The sequence below is a fragment of the Zarconia sp. genome, from assembly GCF_057467645.1.
The window spans coordinates 43,404-68,381 of sequence record NZ_JBRJXU010000007.1 but is presented as its reverse complement, the minus strand read 5'-3'; the positions used below and the strand labels follow the sequence as shown (position 1 = coordinate 68,381).

The following is a 24,978-nucleotide window of genomic DNA, read 5'->3' as shown; positions in this document are numbered from 1 at the left end:
TTTCAAGCCCAATCGCTCTCTCTAGTGCAGCGCGGCAGAAAAGTGCAGCGCGGCAGAAATAAGTACCCAGTTCTCAACCGCCCAAAGCGATGCATCGTAGGCATTTTTAATTTTGCGAAAAGTGAGCGGTGTCGGTTTCCGTCCCGTTCAACTTTTCAAGACGCATTTTTAATTCTGCGTAGCAGTACTAGCCATCTCCCCATCTCTCCTTCATCCCCAAATTCCCTCGAGTCGATCGCGTACGTCCAAAAAATCGCTAAACTCGATGTAGGGTTTTTGCCGCTCGTCGAGATACTGACACAGGCGAGAGCGAGCGAAAATCGTTGGGGCCGCCATTGCCATGTTCAAATCCGTCACCGAATCCCCAATGGCGACCCAATCTTCAACTTCATACTGTTCGATGGCTTTCACCTTATCCACCATCTCCGTTTCTCCTTCAAAGTCCGAGTAAACCCGCAAGTACTCGCCACTCGCATCGATATCGGCTGCGTGGATTGCCATCGTTCGCGACTTCAAATCTCCCAAGACCGCTTCTACCATCCCCCGCAACCCACCAGAAACTACCACGAACGGAACCTCATGGCGATCGAGAAAATCGAGCAACTCCACGAGTCCCGGACGCATCGGCTGGGTACGGGTAAACTCCAAAATTGCCGGGTACTCTCGCGAAGGAATCGCCGCCATCATCCGCCGCACCCCTTCGTGTAATGTCATCCGCAATGCGTAAATTTCGGGTAACAGTTGCGCCGAACGTTCCGGGGCAAATCGAGTCAGCATGGCAACGAAGGTTTCTTCGAGGGTAATCGTGCCATCAAAATCGCAAAAAACAGCTCGCTTCACGGAGTTTCGTCAAAAAAATAGAGGACTGAACTTAATTTAAGCCAAATTGGGAAATCTTTTTGTCAGTCAACCAGCTTGTAACCTCTGGGTAAGGACAGCATCGAACAGATGCAATGAGGAGGATAATAATTACGCGCCCATTAAAAATTCTCAATATTTACGGATTCAAGAGTTATAGCAGTTCGCCCTGGTATAATTCCACATTTTCAGTTATGGGTAATGGAAAAAACCTATTTTTTTTGTCATGTAAATAAACCAGCACGAAGCGCTATATTAGACATCTGGTGGAAATCAAAAATCAGCTCGATATTTATGCCGAAGTCATAAATATATTCTCTCTTTTCCACCAGATGTATATTCAGTAAACCGATTTCAATCGTAGTGGTAAATGGCAGTATTTTTGAAGAGGTAACCTCCGCATTTTATTATTGTCAGTACGTCCATCGTGAATGGTTAATGTCAAGGGGATCTATCTATGTTGCTGGGGCAGATTCTTAATGCCCGTACATGAGTTTAAGCCGCTCTCGAACTGACGTTAACAGGGTAAAGGGTTTTCCATTCGGGAAACTGACGGCCGAGGAGTTGGCTCAGTTCCTCAGTTTGTTGTTGTTGCATGGGTCGCAGGTAATCTCGGGTCGGTTCGAGCATCGTCAGATCGCGTTCGACCGGTCGAGAAATCGCATCGCGCATATTTTGACGCAGGGATTCGGGAAACAGCTTTTTCATGCCATTCCACAGAGGCGTTCCCCGCAAATGGGAGAAGAGACCCGACCCCACTGTTTTTTGAATTTTTTTGGGCGAAACGTTATCTCGACGATTTAGCTTTTCAGGGACAAACGATGCATCAACTTCTAACCATTTGAAGATACTTTGTAGAGTTTCAACGGTATTGTCGGTCAGTTCTTCAACGGTAATTGCCATGACGCGATCGCGCCCGAAAATGTCGATGTAAGGCTTCAGCTGCATGGCGTAGTTGCTGACATCGGTAAAATGCTTCATGGTTTGAATGGCACTGAGCATATCGCGACCTTCACCAGACCACTGTACGTCCCACCAATAATGGCTGATGGTTCGATCGACTGGATCGCGCATCAGATAAAGAATGCGAGCCTCTGGGTTAAATTGGGCAATTTTTTCGGCAACGCCAGTATAGTGAGGAATCCAAGAATAATGTTGCGATGCTTCTCCCAAAATTGATTCGGTTTCAGCGGCCTCAAAAAGGCTCAGATACCAATCTTCTCCTTTCGACCAATTCATCTCTTCAACAAAATACCGGGGTTCTTTGAGCGGTCTTTTGCTCATAAAGATGTCGGGATGTTCGTCAAGATAGTTGTAGAGGGTGTTGGAGCCAGACTTCATTGAGCCGACCATAAATAGGTTCGGGATTTTTCTTTTTTCCACGACTTTAATTTGAGTAACGATTAGATTTTGCCTAGACGTTCGAGAGCTATAGCGTGTCATCAGTTCAATCTAGAAGCCCTTGAGGACAAGGATTCGATCGCATTAAAAATATTTCTAAAAGCGAGAACCCATACGCACTCAAGAGTGTAGGGCGAACGAATGACAGACCCTAGTGCAGCCCGATAGGAATAACGACTCAGCTCGCTCGGTTCGCTAAAATTTATTCAACTTCAGATTCAGCTCGATCTTTGAGTGTCGAACAACTCCTGCCATCGTGCACTAGTACTCTTCCACTCATTACTGTTGTAGCCGATAGAAACGGAAAAAGACATTATCGATCGGTAGAATTTCCACCCGATCGAACCCAGCTTCTCGGGCATAGCGCCGCAGGGTTTGCGATCGCATCACCGTTCCCGTTCCCCCACAGTGACATTGGGCCCCATCGGCCATCCCCACCGGCAGGCAGTGGAGAACGCTCCAGCCGTACATCATCCATTCCACATCATTGCCTCTGGCGGTGAAGGTATCCCCCACTCGTTCGTCGGCAACCAGCACCGTTCCGTTTTTGCCAGCGAGGTGACGCATCGTGGTCAGTGCCCCCACGGGGTTACCCATATCGTGGATGCACTCAAACGCCATCACTAAGTCGTATTGTCCCGCTAGGGAGAAATCCGCTGCATCGCGTTGTTGAATGCGCACGCGATCGCTCAATCCGGCATCTCGGACGTTCTGACGCGCTAATTCCACCGAGGCAGCATCGAGATCGTAGCCATCTACTCGTACGTTCGGGTAAGCCTGCGCCAAACCGATACTCGACCAGCCGCCACCGCAGCCGATATCAGCCACCCGGGCTGGGGGATTGGCTTGCAATCGGGCACAAACATCCGGCATTGCCGGAATCCATTTCGACCCCAACTCTTGAAGGAACATCGGACGGTTAATCCCTGCTTGTCCCTCGCGAAAATCGGCACCGTATTCGCGAAAAGGAACCCCTCCTCCCTGGCGATAAGCTCTCAAGACGGCATCGATGGGCCGCGTTACCCCCACCAGCAGGCGAGAGATCGGTGCGAGGTAGTCTAAGCTGTCGATATCGAGTAAGACTTCTGCATGTCCGACGGGCAACCCAAACCGACGCTCGATCGAATCGGCACTTTCGTTTTCCACTTCCAGGATGCCGGAAACGGTTTGCTGTTCGAGCCATTCCCGTACGTACCGTTCGTGGGTGCGGGTGGCATTGGCCAGTTCGAGGGAAGTCAGCCAACCGCGCTCGGCTAAAACTTGATAGAATCCCAGACGATCGCCAATATACAGGGTAAAAATATCAAAAACCCCAGCCGTCGATCGCAGCAGTCGCTCGACCAATGCTTCTTTTTCGGCGATGGCAATATCGGTCGATTCGATGGAAATCGTCATCGGGTAATCCTCCTGAATGCAAACGTTGCGGCTTGTTTGCCGTTCTTCATCTAAGATATTGCGAGATATTGCGGGTGTCGTTACAGCAAATCTCAGGACTTTGGGATACCTCTATCTCTGGAAATCTCAGCCATCGGAGTCAATGGACAATGGACAATTGACAATGAATCAGTTGCGACAATAAACCCCATCAGGAGCGTCCGAAGCGTCACCCCATACCCGCCTCACCGCGTCACTCGCTTTCAACAGGCTGGTAGAGAATCCGTTTCCCGTTTCGTTTTCCCGAGTCTTTCCAACCGCGCTTGACGAGTTCTCCAATGCGATTGAGGGTGGTAATGTACGAGGGAGAACACCCTAAAATGAGGGCGAGTTCTTTGGCCGTTTTTAATTCCGTTGAATGACGGCTCGATCTCCCTTTTGAGGGGGAAAGTACTCCCTCAGATTGGCGTTGCGACTTCCCTGGCTGGAGAGTGGTACTTTCGTTTGATGTTCGATCTCCTTGACGAGCGACTTGACGGGAGATTTCATCGTGAAGAATGGTTTCGATGCGTCCGTGAAAATGTCGAGCGAGATAGGAATCTAAGTTTTTTTCGACAATTTCTCCAACGCGCTCGTTAATATACTGATGTAGGGGGTGACTCGGATCGAAATCGCGACTTTTCCGATCGCGCCTCTCAATTTTTGAAGTTTCTTGAAGTTGAGAAACTTGGGAAGAACTCCGAAGAATATCTTGAATGTTGAGATCGAGATAGCGATCGATTACAGCGTTTAAAAGTTCGCTCTCAGTCATTTCTCCATCAGACCAGTTTGCTTGCAAGAGCTGCCACTTTTCGTAGCTAATTTGAAAGCAAACTTGAATTCGATCGACTTTTTCAGTTGAACTCATAGAGAGAAATCACTCACAGGCCGAGCGCGGACGATTTTCGACTTCATGACGAGCGACAAGACGTGGAGAGGGCTTTGGCTCGCATGGATATCACTTTAATTATATCTTCAGATGAAGACTTTGAGGTTCTTCTCGAATGAATTTAATGCAATTATTGCAACTTATTTTTAATAGTTCGGGATGGTAAAAACAGAGGTTCGTCTGACTGCATCGATGATGAATCTGGTCTATTGAGTTGCGATCGAGAATCATCGTTTTCACTTCGATCGAAAGCTCGATCGAATGATTATTGAGAATCTGTTTAAATAATTTTGGACTGGATGTGTGGCGATCGCGAGACCTCCTGCGCGAGGGGTTCTGCTAGCTCGGAAACGGACGGGAACGGAAACCCGACACCCGATGTATCGCGATAGTCACCAGTTGTCATTAATGGTGTTGGCGAGCTGGGGGAGAAAGATACTGGTGGGATCTTCAACGATCCGCGCTGTGAATGAATACAGCCATAGACACTGATGTCAGGAAACGGAAATAGGAAATCTGTTCGCCCCACTTAACGGGCGAATTCTCAAAACGTTTCACGTTGCGTTATTCGCGGTGACGTACATCCCAGGCGATCGGTTGTAGAGAGGGGTGTGGAGAAAGCCCGATCGAGGGAAGGGGCAGGGGAGCTATCACATCTTATCCCCTGCCCGATAAAGTTAGCCAGCCAAACTCTCACAACTGAGCGGAACCAAATCCCCTTGCTGGGTCAAGCCTAATAACATCGGTTCTTCTGGAGATATAAGTTTTCCGCTGAGGACGCAGCGTTCCTCTTTTTGGGCGATCGCGTTCATGCTCGCGCGAATATCGGCGCGGGAAAATTGGGGCTTGTACTCTCCGGACTTGTACTGAACGTAATTCCATAGGATATCTCGAACCAGAGCCTGATATCCCCGATCTCCGGATAGTGCTTTGAGTCTATCCTTGAGTTCGCGTTCCAAACGAATGCTCGTGACCTCCATATCCGTCGTTGAAGTCCGAGGGCGGGTCGTCGCGTGCATAATTTTTTCCTCTAAATTTGTGGACATGGTTGTAATATTAGTGTAGTATACCTAAAGTAAGATGTACACATTTAACCAACTAACTTCAGGTGAAACGCTCTTCTTTCAATACCAACGCCACTACCGACCTCCCTAATGCCGCAAATTCAATCGAATCGGCTAAATTAGGGACGTGGGCGTATGAGAGTGAAGATTGCCGATCGCTTGCAGTGGTCGAGACTTTTGCCCCCGTAGAACGCATTTTTATTCCGGAAACAGTCGATCGAACAAAACTGTGTAAAGAATCGAGTCAAGACTCGGGAGTGGCAATTGGGGAGCATCGAGGTTATAGAAATAATCGGCTGAATCTTCAGCCCAATCGTTATCGAAGCAGCGGATGGGACCGGCATAAAACGGCCGCCCCCCAATAAAAGTCAAAATCAGAAATCCTGTTTGACCCCCGCTTCGACATCATGCAAGCGGGGGTTGCCATATTAAGGAGTCGAACGGTGACGAGTATAACGGACATTTTGAGGCAATCGGTGGTGGTTTTCTCGCAAAACTACTTACCCATCAGCCGCATCAACGTCAAGCGAGCGATTGCCCTGTTGGTAACCGGCAAAGCCGAACCTTTAGAGCTAGCCTCTAGCCCTCGGGGTTGGCACGTCAGTTCTCCTAGCATCGTGCTGTGGGTTCCCGAACACATCCGCCTGAAAATGACGGGAACCGAGCGAATTTGGAAAATACCACCGGTAAACCGACGAGAAGTGCTGCGGCGGGATAACCACACCTGCCAATATTGCGGCAGTCGCAAACAGCTCACCCTCGACCACGTTTTACCCAAATCCAAAGGGGGAACGCATACCTGGGATAACGTGGTAACCGCCTGTAGCCCGTGTAATTCCCGAAAAGGCGATCGCACCCTCCTCGAAGCGGGTATGGTCCTCAAAACCAAACCCAAAGCTCCCATGCATCCGGCGGTTGCATTTGCTGAAGAATTTTGGCGACAACAGCAGTTCAACAGTTGGGGGACTCAGAACTAAACCGATCGCCAATCGGTTCTGGCGCATCTAAAAATGCATATTTTTTCCAAGGAATGCGTATGTTTTAGATAGAAGGGAAATCCTTCTGGGAATCGATCGCATCTGAAGGTCGATCGATTCCAACGTGCTATGCCCCCAGTTCTACGATCGATATCTTGTGAAAATCCCAGCCATGCTGAAGTTTACTTACACCGAAACGGATGTGCAACTGGAGCGTCTGAAGACTTCCCCAGAGGAACTGGTGGCACAGCGCGTTACCCTCGCCATGCGGGTCGGACGAGGCATTTGCGTCGAACCCACTCAAGCATCCTTCTTGCTCCCCAAGCAAGCCTCGGGTCTGGTGGAGTTAGAAGCTCAAATCTGTCGCGAACCGCATCAAGAGATTTCTCTATGCGTTGCCGATGCTGATTTCATGGAAGTCAGCCTGCGCGGAACGTGGATTGCCCAAAACGCTCAAACCTGCGAAGGGGTTTTTGTCAGTGCCATGTCACCAGGGTGCGAAACCCTACTGCTTCAACTTTGGCAAGCCGCTCGCAGCGATGCATCTTGTCTGAGAGAGTAGGGTCTGGGGTATGGGGTGTAGGGAGTGGGGGAGGCTTGGGTAGCTCAAATATCCCCTCTCCCTTGTCCCCTTGTCCCCTTGTCCCCTTGTCACCATCACCCCACCTCCGGTTGCCTTCCTCGGAGCCAATAGGCGGTGATACTTCTTTGAGCACCGAGGGACTTCGACCCGCGCTGCTCGAAAATAAATTGTTCGCGCAATCTCTCATAAACCGTTGAGGTGACTTGAATTTGACCGGGAACGCCCGTCGATTCCATCAAACTAGCCAGATTAACCGTTTCGCCCCACAAATCGTAGATAAACTTGCTGCGACCCATGTTACCCGCAATTGCTCCGGCAACCACCGGACCGGCGTGAATGCCAATCCGCAATGAAAAGACGCGACCGATAGCGGGGGCTAACTCGGTCATGGCAACTTGCATCTCGAGCGCCATGTGAGCCACTCTCTCAAGCGGCAAATGCCCGACAATGGTCTCGGTGAGTTCTGAATGGGGCATCGGCAAGCCTCCAGCCACCATGTATGCATCGCCAATGGTTTTAATTCGCTCTAGGCCTTGGCGTTGGGCGATTTCGTCAAATCGAGAGAAAATACGATCGAGAATCGCTAATTGCTCTTGGGGGGTTTTGCGAGCGGCAAATTCGGTAAAGCCGCTAATATCTGCAAACAAAATACTCACATCATCAAATTCTTCGGCGATCGTCCCTTCTCCCTGTTGCAGTCGCCGCGCGATCCGGGCCGGTAAAATACTCAGCAAAAGCTGTTCGTTACGATCCTTGTGAAATTTGAGAGCTTCTTGGGAAATTTTTTGCACGGTAACGTCGGTCACCGTTCCCTCGTAGTACAAGAGCTTTCCCGTCGCATCGCGCACGGCTCGGGCATTTTCCGAAATCCAAATGGTTTGTCCGTTTTTTTTATAGACTAACGATTCAAAATCTGAGAGCGTATCTCGATATTCGAGTTGGTCTCTCAATTCTTGCCAGCGATCGGGTTGAGCGTAAAGCCCGGAAATATTTGGAACTTTTTCGACTAAGTCTTCGAGGGAATCGTACCCGAATAACCGAGCTAGGGCAACGTTCGCACTGAGCAAGCGTCCGGATGGATTGGCTTGAAAAATACCTTCGATCGAGTGATTAACGAGATTATTGTATCTTTTTTCTGCCAGAACGAGGGCTTCGTAGGTTCGCTTGCGTTCGTCAATTTCTGCTTGCAAGCGGCGGGTGTACTGGGTAAGTTCTTTGTTTTTTTGTTGCAGTTTTTTTTGCAGGTTGCAAATGGTCAGTTGATTCTCGATCCGGGCGATGACTTCTTCGACCTGAAAGGGCTTGGTAATATAGTCGACTCCCCCAGATTTGAAGGCTTTAACCTTATCAAAAGCCTGTTCTAAGACGCTGACGAAAATGACGGGAATTTCACGAGTGAGCTTGGAGAGTTTGAGTTTTTTACAGACCTCATAACCATCCAAGTTGGGCATGAGAACATCGAGCAATATCAAATCTGGAGGAGAGTCTAATGCCGCATTGAGAGCTAATTTACCGGAAATTGCTCTTTGAACTTGGTAGCCTCGATCGAGCAATATTTCCGATAAATAGTGCAGGTTATTGGGCTTATCATCCACTAATAAAATTTTGGCTGGTTTTTCGCTCATGATTTCCGATCTAAGCATCTAGGTAGAAATTATTAACCGTTCAGTGCAACTTCACGATCCAAAACCTGACTCGAAAGGGAAAAAGGGAAAGGGTTAAGGGGGAGTTGATCTCCCAAGTCCCCAGTCCGGGACCAAGTTGCACATGACGTTATTAGCACTCTGAAATCGATCGAACTTTTTCAACTAAATCGGCAATCCGATCGAGCCGAAAATCTCGAGCTAAATCGCGCAAACAGGCGGCCAAACTGGATCGATCCGGAGGAATTTCATCGATCAGCTCGAAAACAAGTTTCTCGCGCACTTTACTGGCGGCTTCTTCGAGTCGTATCAGCCAGGATTCGGGCATTTCCCCCAACCCTTCGAGAATTGACCGGTCGCTGGGGTTGACTGAAGTCGTCTCCTGACTGACGGTGCTGGGGGATTCGGCTTCGTAAAGATAACGGACTCCCAAATACCGACTCACGATCTCAAAAATCGACGCTTCGCGAAACGGTTTATGCATAAAATCATCGGAACCGGCGGCGAGAATTTCCCCGCGTCGGTCTTCAAAAGCACTAGCAGTCAGGGCGATAATCGTCGTTCGATGACGGGGGGCGGTATCGGGATAGCGCTCGAGTTCCCGCTGGCGCACTCGAATTTGCCGAGTGGCTTCCAAGCCGCTCATCACTGGCATTCGGGTATCCATAAACATGAGATCGGGATGCCAGGACTCCCACAATTGCAACCCTTCGAGTCCCTGCTCGGCTTCGCGAATTTCAAATCCCACGGAACCGAGTAACTCCGCAAGCAGCAAACGATTTTCTCGACGATCGTCGACGATCGCAATTCGATAGGTTGCTCGATCTCCTTCGATACCGACGATCCGTCGGTTGAGGGGAGTCGTTTCTTCAGCACAATGGGCGTGGGAAACTTCGATATTAAATTCAAACGTACTGCCAACCCCGAGGGTGCTTGTCAGGGTAATGTCTCCCCCCATCAGACGTATGAATTGGCGAGTAATGGCCAAACCCAGTCCCGTCCCTTCTCCAGACTGCTTGCCGTTTTCCGTTTGGACGAAGGCTTCAAATAAGGTCTCCACATCTTCAGGCGCAATGCCGATACCGGTGTCCCGCACGCAAAAGACTAACTCGAACTCGCACTCATGGGTGGGCGGGGTATTTTCTCCCAGAGTCACGGTGACGGCGATATTGCCCGATCGAGTAAACTTGATCGCATTTCCGATCAAATTAATCAGACAGCCTCGAAGCTTTTGCTCGTCGGTGTTAATGTACTGGGGAACGTTTGCCGAAATCAGAAATAATAATGCAAGCTGTTTTTGCTGTGCCTCGATCTGAAACATTTCTTCGAGTCGATCGAGTAAATCGTAAATATTAAAACAACTTTCATTTAAAGAAATTTGACCGGCTTCAATTTTAGATAAGTCTAAGATATCGTTAATCAGTTCGAGTAAATGCTGGCTGCTGCGATGAATAATGCCGATATAGTCTCGCTGTTTGGTTGTGAGTTCGGTATCGCGCTCGAGCACTTGAGAAAATCCTAAAATCGCATTGAGCGGCGTCCGCAGTTCGTGACTCATATTTGCCAAAAACTGGCTCTTGGCTTGTGAGGCTGCTTGGGCGCGCTCTTCGGCTTTTTTGCGCTCTTGTATTTCCGTTTGTAGCACTTCATTTTGCAAAACGAGTTGTTTTTGCAATCTTTGAATTAGAATTTGATGCTCGATTCTCGCTAAAACTTCTTCGATTTGAAATGGCTTTGTGATATAGTCTACTCCTCCTAATTCAAACCCTTTGACTTTATCAAACACTTCATCCAAGGCGCTGAGAAAAATAATTGGAATATCGCGCGTCTTGGAATTTATTTTCAACTGTTCGCAGACTTGATATCCGTTCATATCCGGCATTTTAATATCGAGCAGAATCAAATCTGGTGGAGATGAGATCGCCGCTTTAATTGCCATTTCTCCTTTCACCACACCTCTAACTTTATACCCCTGTTTAGATAGTGTTTTCGATAAAACTTGCAAATTTTCAGGAGTATCATCGACAATCAAAATATTATTCTGTTTTTCCATGGTGCGATCGCCACCTGTTAACTTTGCTCGCTCGATTCAATAAAATCGACAATTTTATCGCAACGGAAGCTGGTCACCCAATCTTCGATAATTTTAGCCAGTGGGGCTTGTTCTTTGGGGACTTGTAAAAGCAGCTCGAAAATTTGCTCGTCGTCGATCTCCACGGCCGCCTGACGCAACCGAGCCAACCAGGTGGACGGCATCACCGATTTGAGTTCCTCTAAAGAGCGATCGTCACTCGATTCGTCTCGAACCGTTGGCGCTTCTTCCTCATAAAGGTAGCGCGCGCCCAAGTATTGAGCCATGGTGTCAAAAATAATATGTTCGGAAAAAGGCTTACGGGCGAAGTCATCGCAACCGGCTGCCAACACTCGCTGACGTTCCTCACCCAATACCGAAGCACTCAACGCTACGATGGTGGTTCGTTCCGAGGATGCGACACCGTTCTTGCGTTCTCGCTCTCGAATTTCTCGGGTGGCCTCGCAACCGTCCATCACCGGCATTCGTACGTCCATCCAAATAAAATCAGGCTGCCACTCTTCCCACACTTTGATGGCTTCGAAACCGTTACCGGCTCCGGAGACGTCAAATCCCATCGGGCGGAGTAACTTCATCAACAGGGTGCGATTATCGGGGCGATCGTCCACCACTAAAATGCGGTAGGTGGGTTGGTCTGGGGCGAGGGCGATCGCGTTCCGCACGGGTAGCTCGACGGGCAACTCGCTCCTCTGAACCGCCACCACGGGAATCGAAAACTCAAAGGTACTCCCCCGTCCCAACTCGCTGCTGACGGTAATATGACCTCCCATTAAGTGAACGAATTTTTGAGCGATGGGCAAGCCCAACCCCGTTCCTTCTTGGGTGTTTTTACCCGATTGGGTTTGGACGAACGCTTCAAAGAGACCCTCCAACTCCTCAGGTGCGATACCTGCCCCCGTATCCTGGAGAGAAAAATGAACGAAAGTGCGCCCTTCTTCCCGCCGTCCGTGGGTGACTTGTAGTTGAATGCTGCCTTTTTCCGTAAATTTAATCGCATTGCCCATCAAATTGATTAAAACTTGACGCAATTTGACTTTATCGGTTTTCACGTACTGAGGAACTTCCGCACTGTACATCGCATTTAGTTGTACCCCCTTATCCTCAGCTTTGAGCTCGAACATATCTTTGAGTTCGTCAAGCAAGCAGTACAGATCGAAATCGGTTTCGGAAAAGACGATCCGTCCGGCTTCAATTTTGGATAAGTCCAAGACGTTGTTAATCAACGTCAGTAGGTGTTGACCGCTGCGATTCATAATCTGAATGTTATCCCGCTGTTCTTCCCCAAGGGAGGAAGTGCGGGCCATCAGTTGGCAAAAGCCCAAAATCACGTTCAGGGGCGATCGCAATTCGTGGCTCATATTGGCCAAGAATTCGCTTTTGGCTTGATTGGCGACATCGGCCGCTTCTTTGGCTTGTTGCAGTTGGGCGGTTCGTTCGGCAACTTTTTGTTCGAGGGAAGCATTTAACTCTTCGAGTTCTCGATTAATTTTTTGTAGGGATTCATTTTGCTCGGCGAGTTGTTTATCTTGGGCATAACTGCGGAGGGCTTCGGTAACCGTTAAATTGAGATCGGGAACATCCCAAGGTTTGGAAATATACCGGTAGAGATTGGCATAGTTCACGGCATTTCCAACCGCTTCGGCATTCGCTTGTCCGGTGAGCAGAATTTTCAGCGTTTTGGGGTATCGATCTTGAATTTTAATTAATAGTTCGTCCCCCTTCATTTCTGGCATAATTTGGTCGGTAATGACCAGAGGAACTTCTATTTTATCTTCTTCAAACTCTTCGAGAATTTCAAGAGCTTCTTCGGCACTTTCGGCCAGTTCGATATTATATTCCGAACCAATTTGATAGGTTAACTGATCGCGCAGGCTCGTCAGCACCATCCGTTCGTCATCGACACAAATAATCGTAGGTTTATGCATCTTGCTCCTTCAATCCAGAGGCGATAACATCAATTAAGGTTTCTTCCTTCCAGGGTTTAGCCATATAGCGATAAAGATCTGCCATTTTTCGAGTCCGTTCGATAGCCGCTGCATCCGCTTGACCGGTTAATAAAATTGTCTTAATTTTGGGAAACTTTTGGTGAACGTGAATTAAGAGTTCGTCTCCTTTCATTCCCGGCATCAGCCAATCGGAAACGATAATTAACGTAGACACGCCATCTTCATTCAGTTCTGCTAAAACTTCGAGAGCTTCATCGGCACTTTGGGCGAGTTCGCACTGATATTCTTTACCAAAATGACGCTCGATTTGGTCTCGCAAACTGGTGAGAATTATCCGTTCGTCGTCCACACACAAAATTGCGGGTTTAGATGATTTCGACATAAGCTTAAAATTTATTCAGTTGAGATGAGTGTGGAGTTGGGAGTCCTCAAAAACCAGAGATTAAGAGTCTCTCGGTTCTGACGGTGACCGTTCGCTGGGTAGCCAGATACTGAACGTGGTTTGACCGGGAACACTGGCAACTTGAATCGCACCCTGATGTTTATCCACAATTTTTTGGATAATATCTAACCCCAAACCACTTCCTTCTCCAGCGGGTTTGGTCGTAAAAAACGGTTGAAATATTTTCGCTTGAATATCCGTCGGGATACCACAACCCGAATCGGTTAAACAAACTAAAACTCCGCGATCTTTTTGAGAAACAGAAATCTCTAATCTTCCTTGATTATTCATTGCCTGAATGGCATTATGAATGAGATTGGTCCAGACTTGATTGAGTTCTGAAGGATAGCAGAAGATGGGAGGAACATTGGTATAGTTTTTAATAACTTCTATACCTTGCTTGATTTGATTGTGGTAAATCGTCAGCACTACATCAATCCCATCCGTGACCTGTGCTTTTGTCATTTTACCGGAGTCGCCGGGATGGGCGTAAATTTTGAGAGCGAAGACAATTTTGGATGCTCGTTCGACGGCGAGCTTGATATTTTCGCTATTTTTATACTGAATCACTTGGCTGCGAGCAGCATCTAAAATCAATTCGAGATCGGAGTCGCCAAGGAGTTCCTCAAAGCGATCGAAATCGGCGGTCATCCCCAGTTGAACGAGTGTCGCCGCTAGGGCTTGGGGATTAGATGTTTCGATGCCCCGCGCTTCTAGGGCTTTAACGATCGCCCGTTTTCGTTTTCGTTCTTCTCGGAAGGATAGGGGTTCGCTTTGTTGGCAACTTAACTCTAACAGGGCGAAAAAGTCCGCTTGCCGCTGGGGGGAGATGGTTTGGAATAGCTGCGGCAGTTGGTGGAGGGAACTGTCTAGGGCTTGGGTAATATTTTCGATCGAGGCGCGAATTGCTCCCATCGGGGTGTTAATTTCGTGGGCGACCCCCGCAATCAGTTGCCCGAGGGAGGCCATTTTTTCCGATTGAATCAGTTCTTCCTGGGTCGCCTGGAGTTCCTGCAGCGTCCGTGCTAAGTCTTCATTTCGCTGCTGGAGTTCCTGTTCGGCTTGTTTGCGCTCGGTGATATCGTTGGAAATCGATAGCAAGCATTTCTCCCCCCTCAGCTCAATCTCATCGGCGGAGAGTAGGGCCGTTCGGACTTTCCCGGATTTGGTGCGAAACTCGAATTCGTAGTTGCGCACTTCAGTCTGTCTCGACAGGAGTTGAAACAGGTTGTGGCGATCTTCGGCATTGACCCATAGATTGAGATCTAATGCGGTACGCCCCATCACCTCTTCGGTGGTATATCCGGTAATCTCGCAGAAGGCTTCGTTGACTTCGATATGTTGTCCGTTTACCAAGGTAGTAATCGTAATCGGATTGGGACTCGAGCGAAAGGCTTTGGCAAATTTTTCTTCGGAACGGCGCAGGGCTTTTTGGGCGGAAACCCGCTCGCTCATATTCCGCGCCACCCAGATAACCGATCCCCCCAGCATGGGGGAAATATTAGCGCTAAACCAGGCGTCTTTATCTTCCATGGGAAGTCGATATTCGAACACCACCGTTTGCTGCGTCACTAACGCCCGTCGCACCATTCCAAACCAGATTTGACCCGTTTCGGAGTCAAAAAAATTGTTGATGGTTTGACTGATGATTTCTCCATAGGAGTCAGAACGCGCGGAATAGGTGGGAGCGACTTCGATATTCTCGATTTGGTGACCGCGAACGTCGAGGATCAGGACGATATCGGTCATCGCTTCGAAGATCGCTCGCATTTTGCTCTCGGAGGAGAGGAGCTGTTCTTCAACCAATTGGCGTTCGTGCCGTTCTTGTTGCAAGATCTCATCGCTTTGGGCGAGTCGGGCTTGTAGCTCCTCGGCGTGCTTCTGTTCTCGGGCGTATTCTCGGGCATTTTTGAGGGCAACCGCACCGCCATCGCACAAAAATTCGATCGCTTGCAGGCGGTCTGGGGTAAACGCACCCAAATCGAGGTCGTTCTCGAGATAAGCGATCGCTTCGAGTCGATCGCCGTCTCGGAGAGGAATGCAGGCGATGGAGTGAGTGGGGTGGGTTGGGAAGTCGACCGCATCGGTCTGGGTGAGGACATCGTCGAAGACGATCGCCTTGGCATCGCGAGCGACTTCTTGGATAATCGATCTCGGAAGTCGCTCTTCGATCTCCACCAGAGATCCGGGTTCGATGCGGACTCCATCATCTGTCGCTGAGGCCGCGACGTACCATCGACGATCGGTTTCAAGTAACAGATAGCTCGAACGCGCGCCGGTTCCATTGAGTAAAACCCGCACCAAAGAAGCGAGAACTCGATCGAGTGCGATTTCTCGAGAGATCTGCCGATAAGACTGCATTAGAGCGGTAAAATCGATCGTCGATGGGGTGTCACATTGACGATCGTCGCGGACAGTCCTGCGGGCATGGTTGGTATTGAGACCCATATTTTTCTGGGAGTTCAGTATCGGCTATGACAGAAAGTAGTTGCAATCGGCATGCAACACCAAGATAAGTACTAGGGTTATCGTACAAGTTCCGAGATTCAATGGTGAGGTGAAAGATACGGAAAGTTAACGATCGAGTCGATTGATGACCGGTTACGTTGCCCTAGATCTCGACCGTTGAATCCCGAACAAGGTCGAGTTGGGGTGAGGGGAAGTCCTCCCTGGGCTAGACCTTGTGCTGCGACGCAGAATTAAACATGCGTCTTGAAAATCAGAAATTTCAGACAACACAACTCACAACTTCAAGCTTGACGAAATACTAGGCGCCCAAACGGGTTAAAAGTTTAGGGGGAAAGCCAGAAGCCATTGATGACTTCGGCATAACAATTGATGAGACTGTTGATTTCTACCAGATGTCTCTTCCAAAAAAGCCCCTCTTCCGCCAGGGGAAAAGGGGTTGGGATACAAGTAGCTCGCCTGCACCATCGGTTCTCTAGGAAATCGGGGTGAGTTATCGAGTAAACTTCGGCTTCAATAACGCTTGAATTAACAACCATGCCGATCTCCATTCTCCGGGAGATTCTTGTCTGTCCCAACGACCGGGCCGACAGAATAAAAGTTCGATTAAGTGTCGCTCTCGATCGAGACTCAAGGGTTCAAACTCTAAAGTTAGAATGCGCCGTTCTTTTTCCAGTTTTAGAGCCTCAATTCTCGCCGGAATCACTAAGTTTTCTTCCATAATTTCTAGCTGAATCGGGATCGATGCAAAAGAGTCAATGGATGCATGACTCGGTAAGGAAGATGCATCTAAGATGACAGTCGCGCCCACTTCAGAGAGACTCTGGGTGACTCCCAACCAATCTCCTTTGGGCGTTTTCACCCGAATTCCATATTTGAGTTTAAAATCTAGATACGGACTGGCTTGGGGAACGTCGATACAACTCAAAATTGCCAGGCTAATTAGGAAGAGATTGTAGAAAGCCCAAAAGTTCCCTAAGGAATTGACAACGACACCATCTCCGAAAGCTGAAGCGCCAGACATAAAACTGGGAAAAATCTCAATTTGAAGTACATTGAAGATTAAACCGAGTGCCGTTGCGATCGCGACGATCGTCAAGGGAGCGGCGATACGATAGTGAAAGTTATAGCCTTTTTTAAAAATTCCTTTTGGCGTCACTTTGAAGCTGCGAGAAAACGGTTTAAATAAGGTTTGAATTACCGTTATGGAAACTGGGAATGATTGGACGATCGCGTAAATCTCCGCGACAAAAATCGAAAGCGAGCGACGGTTCAACCAGGAAAAGATAATAAAGCTAATGAGATAGTACGGTAAAAAGAAGTACAACCATTCGTCGAGACTTGTTTTCAGGGGAAAAATTCCGAAAAAGTAGTAAGCAACGGGCATCACCAGAAACACAATTCGGATGAGATTCGCAAACCATTGAACGACACCTTCGATATGGCAAAGTCTCTGCCGCAGATTCAGTCCGGGAACCGTCAGGGGATTGACGCCAAGAAAGAGTCCCTGGAGGGTTCCTCGCGCCCATCGCTGTCTCTGGGATAAATATGCGGGTATGCTTTCAGCAATCAAACCGGCACTCAAATTTTCGTCGAGATAAATGACTTCGTAGCCGCGCGCTGACAGACAAACGCTGGTGTAGTAGTCTTCGCAAAGAGATTCGGTGAAAAATCCGCCGACTTCTTCGAGGGCACTGCGTCTGACGATAAAGGCACTTCCACAACACAAAACGCTCCCAGCCCCATCTCGCATCAGTTGATACTGACGATAAAACATCTCGAATTCGTGGGGTAGTGCTTCTTCTAAACCGAGGTTGCGGGCAATAATATCGCTGTTATAAAAGCATTGATGGGTCTGAACGAGTCCGACGAACTTATTTTGAAAGAATCCGGCCGTGCGTTCGATAAAGTTTTGAGTGGGGATGAAATCTGCATCGAAAACAACAATCAGATCGCCGTGGGTTTGGACCATGGCATGATTGAGATTACCCGCTTTGGCGTGGCGGTTATCGGGACGGGTAATATACTCGCATCCGAGTTCTTTGGCTAAATCGGCAATTTCCGATCGCCGAGTATCATCGAGGACGTAAATCGATTTTCGGGTATAGTTAATGCTTTGACAGCCAATAATGGTACGCCGCAAAATGACGGCTGGTTCGTTATAGGTGGGGATAAAAATATCGATCGAGGGCTGAAAACTTCCATCAAGAATTGCCTCAGACATTCGATCGGCTTCTCGATGGCGATTTTTTTCCTCGATGGTTAAAAACAAACGAGTGGATTGCGTCGCAATAACAAACAATTCTATCAGTAGAAAACTAATACTGATGAAGATCTCGATCGAATTCGATAAGTTTAAGGTGTACAGCAGTCTCCAAAGGACATAACGTAGGGTGAGTGCGAGAAAAATCGCGACGACTAAACTTCTAGCATTCCGATCTTCTGGAGATAAAATGCGCACGATCGCGCTCACGATCGCCAATAAAATGATGAGGGGAAGCCAGTGATGTATCTCCGGTGCAACTAAGGATTGAAAAAAAACAGCCGCACTGCTGAAGGCCGCCATCCAGCGGAATCCTTCGAAACTCTCGCGAGCATGAAGAACGAGAACTCCACAGAAACTCGCCAGTGCGAGTATCCCGACCCGAGAGCGTTGTAATCTCGGTTTAAAGGGATGTTTAAGTGGGTAGATGAATGACCGTTTGGACTGTGAAGACGTCATGAATTCTCCAGAAACTTTTTCAAGGTCGCGAGTTCGAGAAAAACTGTCTAATCTCGGTAATTTATCGATTAAAAGTTGCCTGAAATTAATACGATTTAGTGAGGAAAATCGCATTTTTTTGACGATTCTGGTGTCAATACATCCCTCGAGCTTTCCCATGGGTTGGGTACTCGATCGAGGATTGAGTTAAATTTAACAAAAAAATATTAAGAAATACAACAATATTGATGATTCGTTCCACGGGGACCACCAGAAATGTTCTCAGACCTCATGCGTCTCTAGGTGTAACATCTTCCATCAGCAGGTGGGCTTAAGGTCTCCTGAGTATCTCCTGAGACTTTTGTCGCCAAACGGGGAGACAACTCGATCGCCTTCTGAAAGTACCCACCCACATCCTGTCCGAATCGATGCGGTCATTGCCGTTGCGATCGGAAAAATTAGCCCGAATGTCACACATCTAATTCGTGCCGAGACATCGGGCTCAGATAGCGATATTCAAGATAGGTACGGACACTTTGGTTCGATCGCTCTGCCTGAAAAGATACTGGTGTACTATCGGGCGATCGTAATCTAAGTAGGTGGGCGTTAAAATCTTTACCTATGTAACTAAATGTAAATAGCCTCAACTCCTCTCTGCAGGCGAAATCGGAGTTATTTTACAAATTGCAACATAATACAGCTTTTCAGTGCCTACCTACTTAAGGCCTATCATCCGTTACATCCAAAAGCAGTTCGGAATTAGGATTGTAGCCAGAAGAGATCCAAAATATTCGCCAACTCCAGAACCCATATTTTGTCTCAAAAGTACGACTCACTCATGACAGGTCCTAGCAAGATACATCTATATCTTTGTATCTGTGGAACCGAAAATATTCTCTTAAAACCCGATGGCGATCGCATTCAAGCTTAACTTTCCACCAATCGATACTCTGGTTAGATCTTCGCTTTGATTTCTAGGTTTTGACTAAAGGGTCCAATATGGATCTTTCTTCTAATTGCCGACAGCCGTTGAGACCTAAATTCGGATCGTCGCGATACTCTGACTTGGGGACCCAGACGCTCACTTTTTGGTCTAAGGACACCCAATACAAGTACTCAACCGTGGGATCGTAAGTCAGTCCCACTCGCAAATTAGAATAGTCATCTTCGCAAATTTCAAACCCGAATCTTACCACCAATTGGGCCAGAAGACATTCGGGGGTGTGGCGATTTTCTCCGGCCACTTCTCTTTCTTGCCAAAACGTGGCTAGAAAGCGGTTCATCCGGGGTAAAACTTTATTGGGAATCCCATTACGACTGGCATAAATAATGGCCGGATTCCCTTCAACAATAATGTGACAAGGGGTACTCATAAATCAAATCCCGATCGCGATCTTGTTTTTCTCTAAAATGGCTCTTAAGAATCTCGATTGCCTATCTTACACGAACTCGTTGTCGCTGAGGGAAGATTCGCTGGGTAAAGGGAAATATAAGTGGAACTTCGCCGTCCGAACCAATCGTAACGGCGATCGCGAATTTGTTCGTAAAAGCGATCTCCAACCCACTTCAATCCCGGTAAAATACGGTAGACCCAAACAAAAACTTCGCCGGTCGGCAGCAAGCGTCCGATTTCTTCAGCCGCTTCACTTCCTTGCCAGCGACGTTCTGGGGACTGGGGATCCATTAAAATCATTCCCAGTTCGCACCCTTGCGGTGTAATCTCATAGCCACTCAAGACATCTTCTGCTTGCATGGGAATGTACTCAAATCGCTCGCCGCGATCGAGTGTTTCGAGCAGCTGAACTAGAGTAACACAAAGGTTGCAGTTGCCATCATAAATGACAAAGTAAGTCATAAATATTACGATCGTGCTATTCCCACTCTCATTGTGTTACAAATTTGCAATATTTTGCAAACAAGAACGATCGACCTCAGGGCTAGACCCTCAGCGATGGCTGTGTTCGGAAGGGTAATTTCGATTATTCATTCGATTCCATCTGACGCAACCGAGCTTCTACCATCTCTCGCACGACATCGCTCATTTTATACTGAGCTTCCCATTTCAGTTGTTCCTTTGCCTTTGTCGGATTGCCCCGGCTGACGGCAATATCTGTGGGTCGATACAAACTCTCATCGCAGACGACATAATCGTGCCAGTCTAAGTCGAAATAGGCAAACGCCTCAGCGACAAAATCTTCTAACTTATTCGTTTGCCCGGTGGCGATGACGTAATCGTCCGGTTGCTGTTGTTGCAACATGGCGTGCATCGCCTCAACATACTCCGCAGCGTACCCCCAATCTCGCTGCACCGCAATATTTCCCAAATACAGGCGTTCGGCACTGCCTTTGGCAATCCGGCAGGCTGCCGATACAATTTTTTGAGTCACGAAGCGTTCCGGACGTAACGGCGACTCGTGATTGTACAAAATCCCCGAACAGGCAAACAAACCGTAAGCTTCTCGATAGTTTGCTACTTCCCAAAATGCAGTGGCTTTGGCTACGCCATAGGGACTGCGCGGTCGAAAGGGGGTGGTTTCGGCAGCCGGATGTCCTCCCGTATCGCCAAAACACTCGCTCGAACCCGCATTGTAGAGTTTGATGGGGGAACCGGTAAACCGGATGGCTTCAAGAAGATTGAGGGTTCCCGTGGCAATGCTGTCGAGAGTTTCGACGGGTTGCCCGAAGGACAGTCCCACAGAAGTTTGCCCCCCGAGATTATAAACCTCGTAGGGTTGAATTTTGCTCAGCACCTGGAGGACGCTGCGAAAATCCGTCAGGGACATGGAAATGAGTTTGACCCGATCTCGAATTCCCAAGCTCGTTAGATTTTTGAAGGATGAGATTTGAGCATCTCTGGAGGTTCCGCAAACTTCATAGCCTCGATCGAGTAAGTATTGAGCTAAATACGATCCATCTTGACCGGATATCCCACAGATCAGCGCTTTTTTCATCGATATATTCCCGGGCGTTGCCACTCAGTTCGGACTAACTTTACTATCGATCGAGGCGATCGCGCGGCAGAACGAACCGCATCGACTCGCAGGCAACATGAAACCTCTAAGGCATGACGGGTTGACTGCCCTTAGAGTTGGGGCTGTTGCTGCGAGCGGTCGATTCCGTTTCTTTGGCAACAATCGAGGTACGATCCCTCGAGCGACCTCCTTCTAGATTAACGCCTGTTCTCGTTCGGGAGGTTTATTGGGAAGGCAAGATGGGTTCTGTAGACCCACTCTACTGTCTAGTCGCACTTCTTAGATCCCTCGCTCTTCTACTCAAACCCGAACTGAGGTTGTCCGATCCCGAACCGATCTCAAATGAGTCGACATTTTTTTGACACCCCGAGAGTGTGACGGAATGAGACTCTGCCACGATTAGACATCTAGTAACGCCATGCGCTTAGCTATACGAGCCAAAACCTGACAACACGGGGGGAAGCGGGAAGGGGAAAAGGGGGATGTTTCGACTCGCTCACCATATGGCGATCGCAAAAAGATTGCACACCGCGTTAGTAAATATAAAACACGGAATCAATTTTGAGACTGAATCGATCGATTCGGGATCTCTTGCCCCCAACTCCAAACCCTTTTATCCCTTTTCTACCCGAAGTCTATTTCTGTCGGCGAAAACAGACGATCGCACTCTCCCAAAACCTAGTTTCTTGATGCTCAATTCGATCGCGAAGGTGACGATTGTCAGGTTGGCGGAGCGCTGTTGAGGTCTGTGAGGTATCCGTAGTGCCTCGCTCGCGATGGATCCAACGAGATGGTTGGCAATAATCCAGACGAATAATATCCTCAAAATCCGCAACGCGATTGGGAGAACGGAGGTTCGAGTTTCGATCGGCTGTGGAGAACGTAATTTCTAATAAACCCATATATCCTCTTTGTATTTTTTGTAACAACTGCAGCAAAAGCACGCTCGAGTCACCTACAAACCCTATGTAACGAGCATCTTGCGCCTCAACCCGAACAAGACTCTAATCAAGTTTGTCTGGAGCTGTTATCCAATAACGATCGGCCTTGAGTTCATCGAACTCAATTCTGGTGCATTCTCGATTTCGGTCTTCGTTTTTAATCTGTAGTTGAGGAACTCGAGCGCTTTTTATGAAGCACTATTGAATTAGCGCTATTTAAAACGGGAGAGTTGGGTTCGACGATTTGTGAATCCATAGGACACCTCCCTATTAACAATACGACGTAGACGATGCGCTTGTGAGTTTCATCCCTCGATCTAGAACACTTATCTTATCCCGACTGCGATTGTAAATGCTTGGGTGTCATTTGGATATTGTGGGTGGGATTCGGGTATGCATCGAGTGCGTCATATGGGTTTGCACTGAGTGTCGATCCGAGAATTTTCTCGCTCAACTCGAAAGAACTCCTTACCCTCGGATAAAGAGTTCTTGAGGGGAATTTAACACCGATAGGATGGCGATTCCTAGCAAGCACCGACCTTCGCGAAGACAACGTAGAGGGTCTTCAAGATGATGGCTAAATCGTACCAAGGTGTCCACCGATTTTGGTAGCGCAAGTCTAAACTGACGATATCTTCAAAATCTGTGACTTGAGAACGACCGTTCACTTGCCACTCTCCGGTGATGCCGGGTTTAACGTTTAGCCGCTGCCAATGATGCTCTTCGTAGTGCATGACTTCATCGGTTGTGGGAGGACGAGTTCCCACCAGGCTCATATCGCCACGTAATACGTTCCAAAACTGCGGTAACTCATCTAAACTAGTTTTACGAAGAAAACGACCGACCCGAGTGATACGAGGATCGTGGGTATTTTTGAAAATTAGTCCGTTGGCTTCGTTATTCACAAATGCTTTGAGAGCATCGGCATTCGCAACCATCGAGCGAAACTTATAGATAGTGAACGCTCGACCGTGCAGACCGTGTCGTCGCTGTGCGTAGAAAATGGGTCCGGGATTATCGAGTTTGATGGCGATCGCGATCGGTAAAAAGACGATGGCCAGAACCAAAAGTCCGATCGAACTTCCCAGAAGATCCAGGAAACGCTTGAATCGAGAATGAGTCGAAGGATGGGGTTCTCGATCGTTTTTGGTTAACGTTAACTTGCCTGGAAAGTAGATTTTTTGCAGGGATAGGGCTGAAGTCATCTCTTAAACCTTTCTTTGAGTTGTTCGCGTTTTTGATGCTTTTCTTTGAGAATAGAAAGCTACAATGCTTTCGAGCTCAACTCTCAGTCAATTTGCGATCTGTCCTAGTTAACTTTATTGACAGATAATGCATTTTTCTGTCAGTTTGGTTTCACTTTCTCACCCCTAAAAATCGTCAGACTCAATCGTTGACGATTGTATTCGAGCTGCAAGCAAACAACTATGCCAGATTTTAGTTGTTGCGTTGACTACGTGTAAATACTAGTCTCAAAAAATTGAATTGGGATAGATCGAACGCCAGACTTTACATAATTTTTATTCAACCCCCCAGATCTACGTTGGTATTTTAAAGTTTTTGTAAAGCAAAATAAGTGAATATACGTACGTGCTTCCGCATAATCTGAGAATGTTAACTTTATTTGAAGATGAGGCAATGGATATGGCAATCGTCTCCCAAGTATATTTACGTAGAATCAAGCAAGAACTGGCGATCGAGTCTCGGGAATGCCAAGCTAGTCAGTGTTAGGTATTACGACAAACTCCAGCGATAGAATCTATGGAACCCGAAAACTTTCTATCAATTGGCGATCGCTCCATTTCTCTGCGTCAAGCCATCGGTTATCTGCGCGCATCTGGAGATCTGCCCCGTTTCTTGCAGAGAATTCTGCACCAGCACGTTCTCTCCGAAGCCTTGGAAGCCCGGCAGGATATGAAGATCGACGCTAGCGTACTCGAACAAGCCCTACTCGATTTTCGCGTGAAAAATCAGCTCCAAGATCGAGAAAAATTCGAGAAGTGGCTCCGTGCCCAAGGGCTGAGTTACGATGAGTTGCGAGAGCGGATTGCCACGGCCCTAAAAGTCGAACGACTCAAAACCGAGGAAATTGGCTCGAAAGCCCAGGTCTATTTCGAGCAAAATAAACCCCTGCTCGATCGAGTCATTCTCTCCCGCGTGGTGGTTGCCGAGCGCACTCAAGCAGAAGAACTTCGGGATAAAATTCTCGCTGGGGCCATTTCCTTTGAAGCCGCAGCCAAAGAGTACTCCCTCACCAACGATCGCACCTTCAACGGTCTGATGGGAACCATCCCAATGGGACAACTGCCCGAACCCGTGCGCGATCGATTGCTCGGGAACAATCCCGGCGATATCATCGGACCCTTGGAAACCGAAGGACGGTACGCAGTGCTACGCATCGAACAATGGCTACCGGCCACTTTTGAAGGGGACACCAAGCGCCAAATTCAAGATCGTCTATTCGATGGGTGGGTACAAGAAAAACTTCAAAGTCAAAAAATCCAGCTCCATCTGAATTAAGAAGATGGGGGGATGGGGGATACTTTCGATCGTCGGCGATCGAGCATTGGAATGAAACGAAATTTCAAGG

19 protein-coding genes are annotated in these 24,978 nt (G+C 48.1%); 4 read left to right on the top strand and 15 right to left on the bottom strand.

Annotated features, from left to right (window positions below; genetic code table 11):
• Positions 1 to 210: 210 nt before the first annotated feature.
• From AC2215_RS01175 to AC2215_RS01155, 5 genes are all read right to left on the bottom strand, one after another.
• Positions 211 to 840, bottom strand: a complete 630-nt coding sequence (locus AC2215_RS01175; RefSeq protein WP_486808116.1) for an HAD-IB family phosphatase — start codon at positions 838 to 840, stop codon at positions 211 to 213.
• Positions 841 to 1,353: 513 nt separating this feature from the next.
• Positions 1,354 to 2,211: a sulfotransferase family protein gene (locus AC2215_RS01170; protein WP_486808115.1), complete on the bottom strand. Its 858-nt coding sequence runs from the start codon at positions 2,209 to 2,211 to the stop codon at positions 1,354 to 1,356.
• Positions 2,212 to 2,538: 327 nt separating this feature from the next.
• Positions 2,539 to 3,654: an SAM-dependent methyltransferase gene (locus tag AC2215_RS01165; RefSeq protein WP_486808114.1), complete on the bottom strand. Its 1,116-nt coding sequence runs from the start codon at positions 3,652 to 3,654 to the stop codon at positions 2,539 to 2,541.
• A gap of 232 nt (positions 3,655 to 3,886) precedes the next feature.
• Positions 3,887 to 4,540: a hypothetical protein gene (locus AC2215_RS01160; protein ID WP_486808113.1), complete on the bottom strand. Its 654-nt coding sequence runs from the start codon at positions 4,538 to 4,540 to the stop codon at positions 3,887 to 3,889.
• 698 nt (positions 4,541 to 5,238) lie between these two features.
• Positions 5,239 to 5,580 carry a hypothetical protein gene (locus AC2215_RS01155; protein WP_486808112.1) on the bottom strand — a complete coding sequence of 114 codons (342 nt, stop codon included), beginning with the start codon at positions 5,578 to 5,580 and terminating at the stop codon, positions 5,239 to 5,241.
• 89 nt (positions 5,581 to 5,669) lie between these two features.
• Between AC2215_RS01155 and AC2215_RS01150 the strand changes: the two genes are divergently transcribed.
• From AC2215_RS01150 to AC2215_RS01140, 3 genes are all read left to right on the top strand, one after another.
• Positions 5,670 to 5,990 (top strand): hypothetical protein, encoded by a 321-nt coding sequence (locus tag AC2215_RS01150; protein ID WP_486808111.1) that lies wholly within the window; start codon positions 5,670 to 5,672, stop codon positions 5,988 to 5,990.
• Between the two features lie 78 nt (positions 5,991 to 6,068).
• Entirely contained in the window at positions 6,069 to 6,602 is a 534-nt protein-coding gene (locus AC2215_RS01145) for an HNH endonuclease (RefSeq protein ID WP_486808110.1), read from the top strand.
• A gap of 172 nt (positions 6,603 to 6,774) precedes the next feature.
• Positions 6,775 to 7,164, top strand: coding sequence for an alr0857 family protein (locus tag AC2215_RS01140; protein ID WP_486808109.1), 390 nt, complete (start codon positions 6,775 to 6,777; stop codon positions 7,162 to 7,164).
• Between the two features lie 95 nt (positions 7,165 to 7,259).
• Here the strand turns inward: AC2215_RS01140 and AC2215_RS01135 are convergent, their stop codons facing one another.
• From AC2215_RS01135 to AC2215_RS01090, 10 genes are all read right to left on the bottom strand, one after another.
• Positions 7,260 to 8,810, bottom strand: coding sequence for an adenylate/guanylate cyclase domain-containing protein (locus AC2215_RS01135; protein ID WP_486808108.1), 1,551 nt, complete (start codon positions 8,808 to 8,810; stop codon positions 7,260 to 7,262).
• A gap of 151 nt (positions 8,811 to 8,961) precedes the next feature.
• On the bottom strand, positions 8,962 to 10,881 hold the full coding sequence (locus tag AC2215_RS01130; protein ID WP_486808107.1) for a response regulator: 1,920 nt from the start codon (positions 10,879 to 10,881) through the stop codon (positions 8,962 to 8,964).
• A 17-nt stretch (positions 10,882 to 10,898) separates the two neighbouring features.
• Entirely contained in the window at positions 10,899 to 12,845 is a 1,947-nt protein-coding gene (locus tag AC2215_RS01125; RefSeq protein ID WP_486808106.1) for a response regulator, read from the bottom strand.
• Positions 12,838 to 13,248 carry a response regulator gene (locus tag AC2215_RS01120; RefSeq protein ID WP_486808105.1) on the bottom strand — a complete coding sequence of 137 codons (411 nt, stop codon included), beginning with the start codon at positions 13,246 to 13,248 and terminating at the stop codon, positions 12,838 to 12,840. Before AC2215_RS01120 ends, AC2215_RS01125 begins: the two co-directional genes overlap by 8 nt.
• 60 nt (positions 13,249 to 13,308) lie before the next feature.
• Positions 13,309 to 15,756 (bottom strand): PAS domain S-box protein, encoded by a 2,448-nt coding sequence (locus tag AC2215_RS01115; RefSeq protein ID WP_486808104.1) that lies wholly within the window; start codon positions 15,754 to 15,756, stop codon positions 13,309 to 13,311.
• A 511-nt stretch (positions 15,757 to 16,267) separates the two neighbouring features.
• On the bottom strand, positions 16,268 to 18,340 hold the full coding sequence (locus AC2215_RS01110; RefSeq protein WP_486808103.1) for a glycosyltransferase: 2,073 nt from the start codon (positions 18,338 to 18,340) through the stop codon (positions 16,268 to 16,270).
• A 1,109-nt stretch (positions 18,341 to 19,449) separates the two neighbouring features.
• The gene (locus AC2215_RS01105) at positions 19,450 to 19,848 is read right to left on the bottom strand and encodes a histidine kinase (RefSeq protein ID WP_486808102.1); all 399 of its coding nucleotides are present in this window, start codon (positions 19,846 to 19,848) and stop codon (positions 19,450 to 19,452) included.
• A gap of 44 nt (positions 19,849 to 19,892) precedes the next feature.
• Positions 19,893 to 20,330: a thiol-disulfide oxidoreductase DCC family protein gene (locus AC2215_RS01100; RefSeq protein WP_486808101.1), complete on the bottom strand. Its 438-nt coding sequence runs from the start codon at positions 20,328 to 20,330 to the stop codon at positions 19,893 to 19,895.
• A gap of 124 nt (positions 20,331 to 20,454) precedes the next feature.
• Positions 20,455 to 21,426 carry a GDP-mannose 4,6-dehydratase gene (locus tag AC2215_RS01095; protein WP_486808100.1) on the bottom strand — a complete coding sequence of 324 codons (972 nt, stop codon included), beginning with the start codon at positions 21,424 to 21,426 and terminating at the stop codon, positions 20,455 to 20,457.
• Between the two features lie 1,486 nt (positions 21,427 to 22,912).
• Positions 22,913 to 23,593, bottom strand: a complete 681-nt coding sequence (locus AC2215_RS01090) for a sugar transferase (RefSeq protein ID WP_486808099.1) — start codon at positions 23,591 to 23,593, stop codon at positions 22,913 to 22,915.
• Positions 23,594 to 24,149: 556 nt separating this feature from the next.
• On the opposite strand from AC2215_RS01090, the gene AC2215_RS01085 reads away from it, so the two are divergent.
• Positions 24,150 to 24,908: a peptidylprolyl isomerase gene (locus AC2215_RS01085; RefSeq protein ID WP_486808098.1), complete on the top strand. Its 759-nt coding sequence runs from the start codon at positions 24,150 to 24,152 to the stop codon at positions 24,906 to 24,908.
• Positions 24,909 to 24,978: the final 70 nt, after the last annotated feature.

Coding starts and splice junctions, on each gene's coding strand:
- AC2215_RS01170 (WP_486808115.1), bottom strand. CDS start 2,211: ATGGTCGGCTCAATGAAGTCTGGCTCCAACACCCTCTACAACTATCTT.
- AC2215_RS01165 (WP_486808114.1), bottom strand. CDS start 3,654: ATGACGATTTCCATCGAATCGACCGATATTGCCATCGCCGAAAAAGAA.
- AC2215_RS01160 (WP_486808113.1), bottom strand. CDS start 4,540: ATGAGTTCAACTGAAAAAGTCGATCGAATTCAAGTTTGCTTTCAAATT.
- AC2215_RS01155 (WP_486808112.1), bottom strand. CDS start 5,580: ATGCACGCGACGACCCGCCCTCGGACTTCAACGACGGATATGGAGGTC.
- AC2215_RS01140 (WP_486808109.1), top strand. CDS start 6,775: ATGCTGAAGTTTACTTACACCGAAACGGATGTGCAACTGGAGCGTCTG.
- AC2215_RS01135 (WP_486808108.1), bottom strand. CDS start 8,810: ATGAGCGAAAAACCAGCCAAAATTTTATTAGTGGATGATAAGCCCAAT.
- AC2215_RS01130 (WP_486808107.1), bottom strand. CDS start 10,881: ATGGAAAAACAGAATAATATTTTGATTGTCGATGATACTCCTGAAAAT.
- AC2215_RS01125 (WP_486808106.1), bottom strand. CDS start 12,845: ATGCATAAACCTACGATTATTTGTGTCGATGACGAACGGATGGTGCTG.
- AC2215_RS01120 (WP_486808105.1), bottom strand. CDS start 13,248: ATGTCGAAATCATCTAAACCCGCAATTTTGTGTGTGGACGACGAACGG.
- AC2215_RS01115 (WP_486808104.1), bottom strand. CDS start 15,756: ATGGGTCTCAATACCAACCATGCCCGCAGGACTGTCCGCGACGATCGT.
- AC2215_RS01110 (WP_486808103.1), bottom strand. CDS start 18,340: ATGGCGGCCTTCAGCAGTGCGGCTGTTTTTTTTCAATCCTTAGTTGCA.
- AC2215_RS01105 (WP_486808102.1), bottom strand. CDS start 19,848: ATGAGTACCCCTTGTCACATTATTGTTGAAGGGAATCCGGCCATTATT.
- AC2215_RS01100 (WP_486808101.1), bottom strand. CDS start 20,330: ATGACTTACTTTGTCATTTATGATGGCAACTGCAACCTTTGTGTTACT.
- AC2215_RS01095 (WP_486808100.1), bottom strand. CDS start 21,426: ATGAAAAAAGCGCTGATCTGTGGGATATCCGGTCAAGATGGATCGTAT.
- AC2215_RS01090 (WP_486808099.1), bottom strand. CDS start 23,593: ATGACTTCAGCCCTATCCCTGCAAAAAATCTACTTTCCAGGCAAGTTA.
- AC2215_RS01085 (WP_486808098.1), top strand. CDS start 24,150: ATGGAACCCGAAAACTTTCTATCAATTGGCGATCGCTCCATTTCTCTG.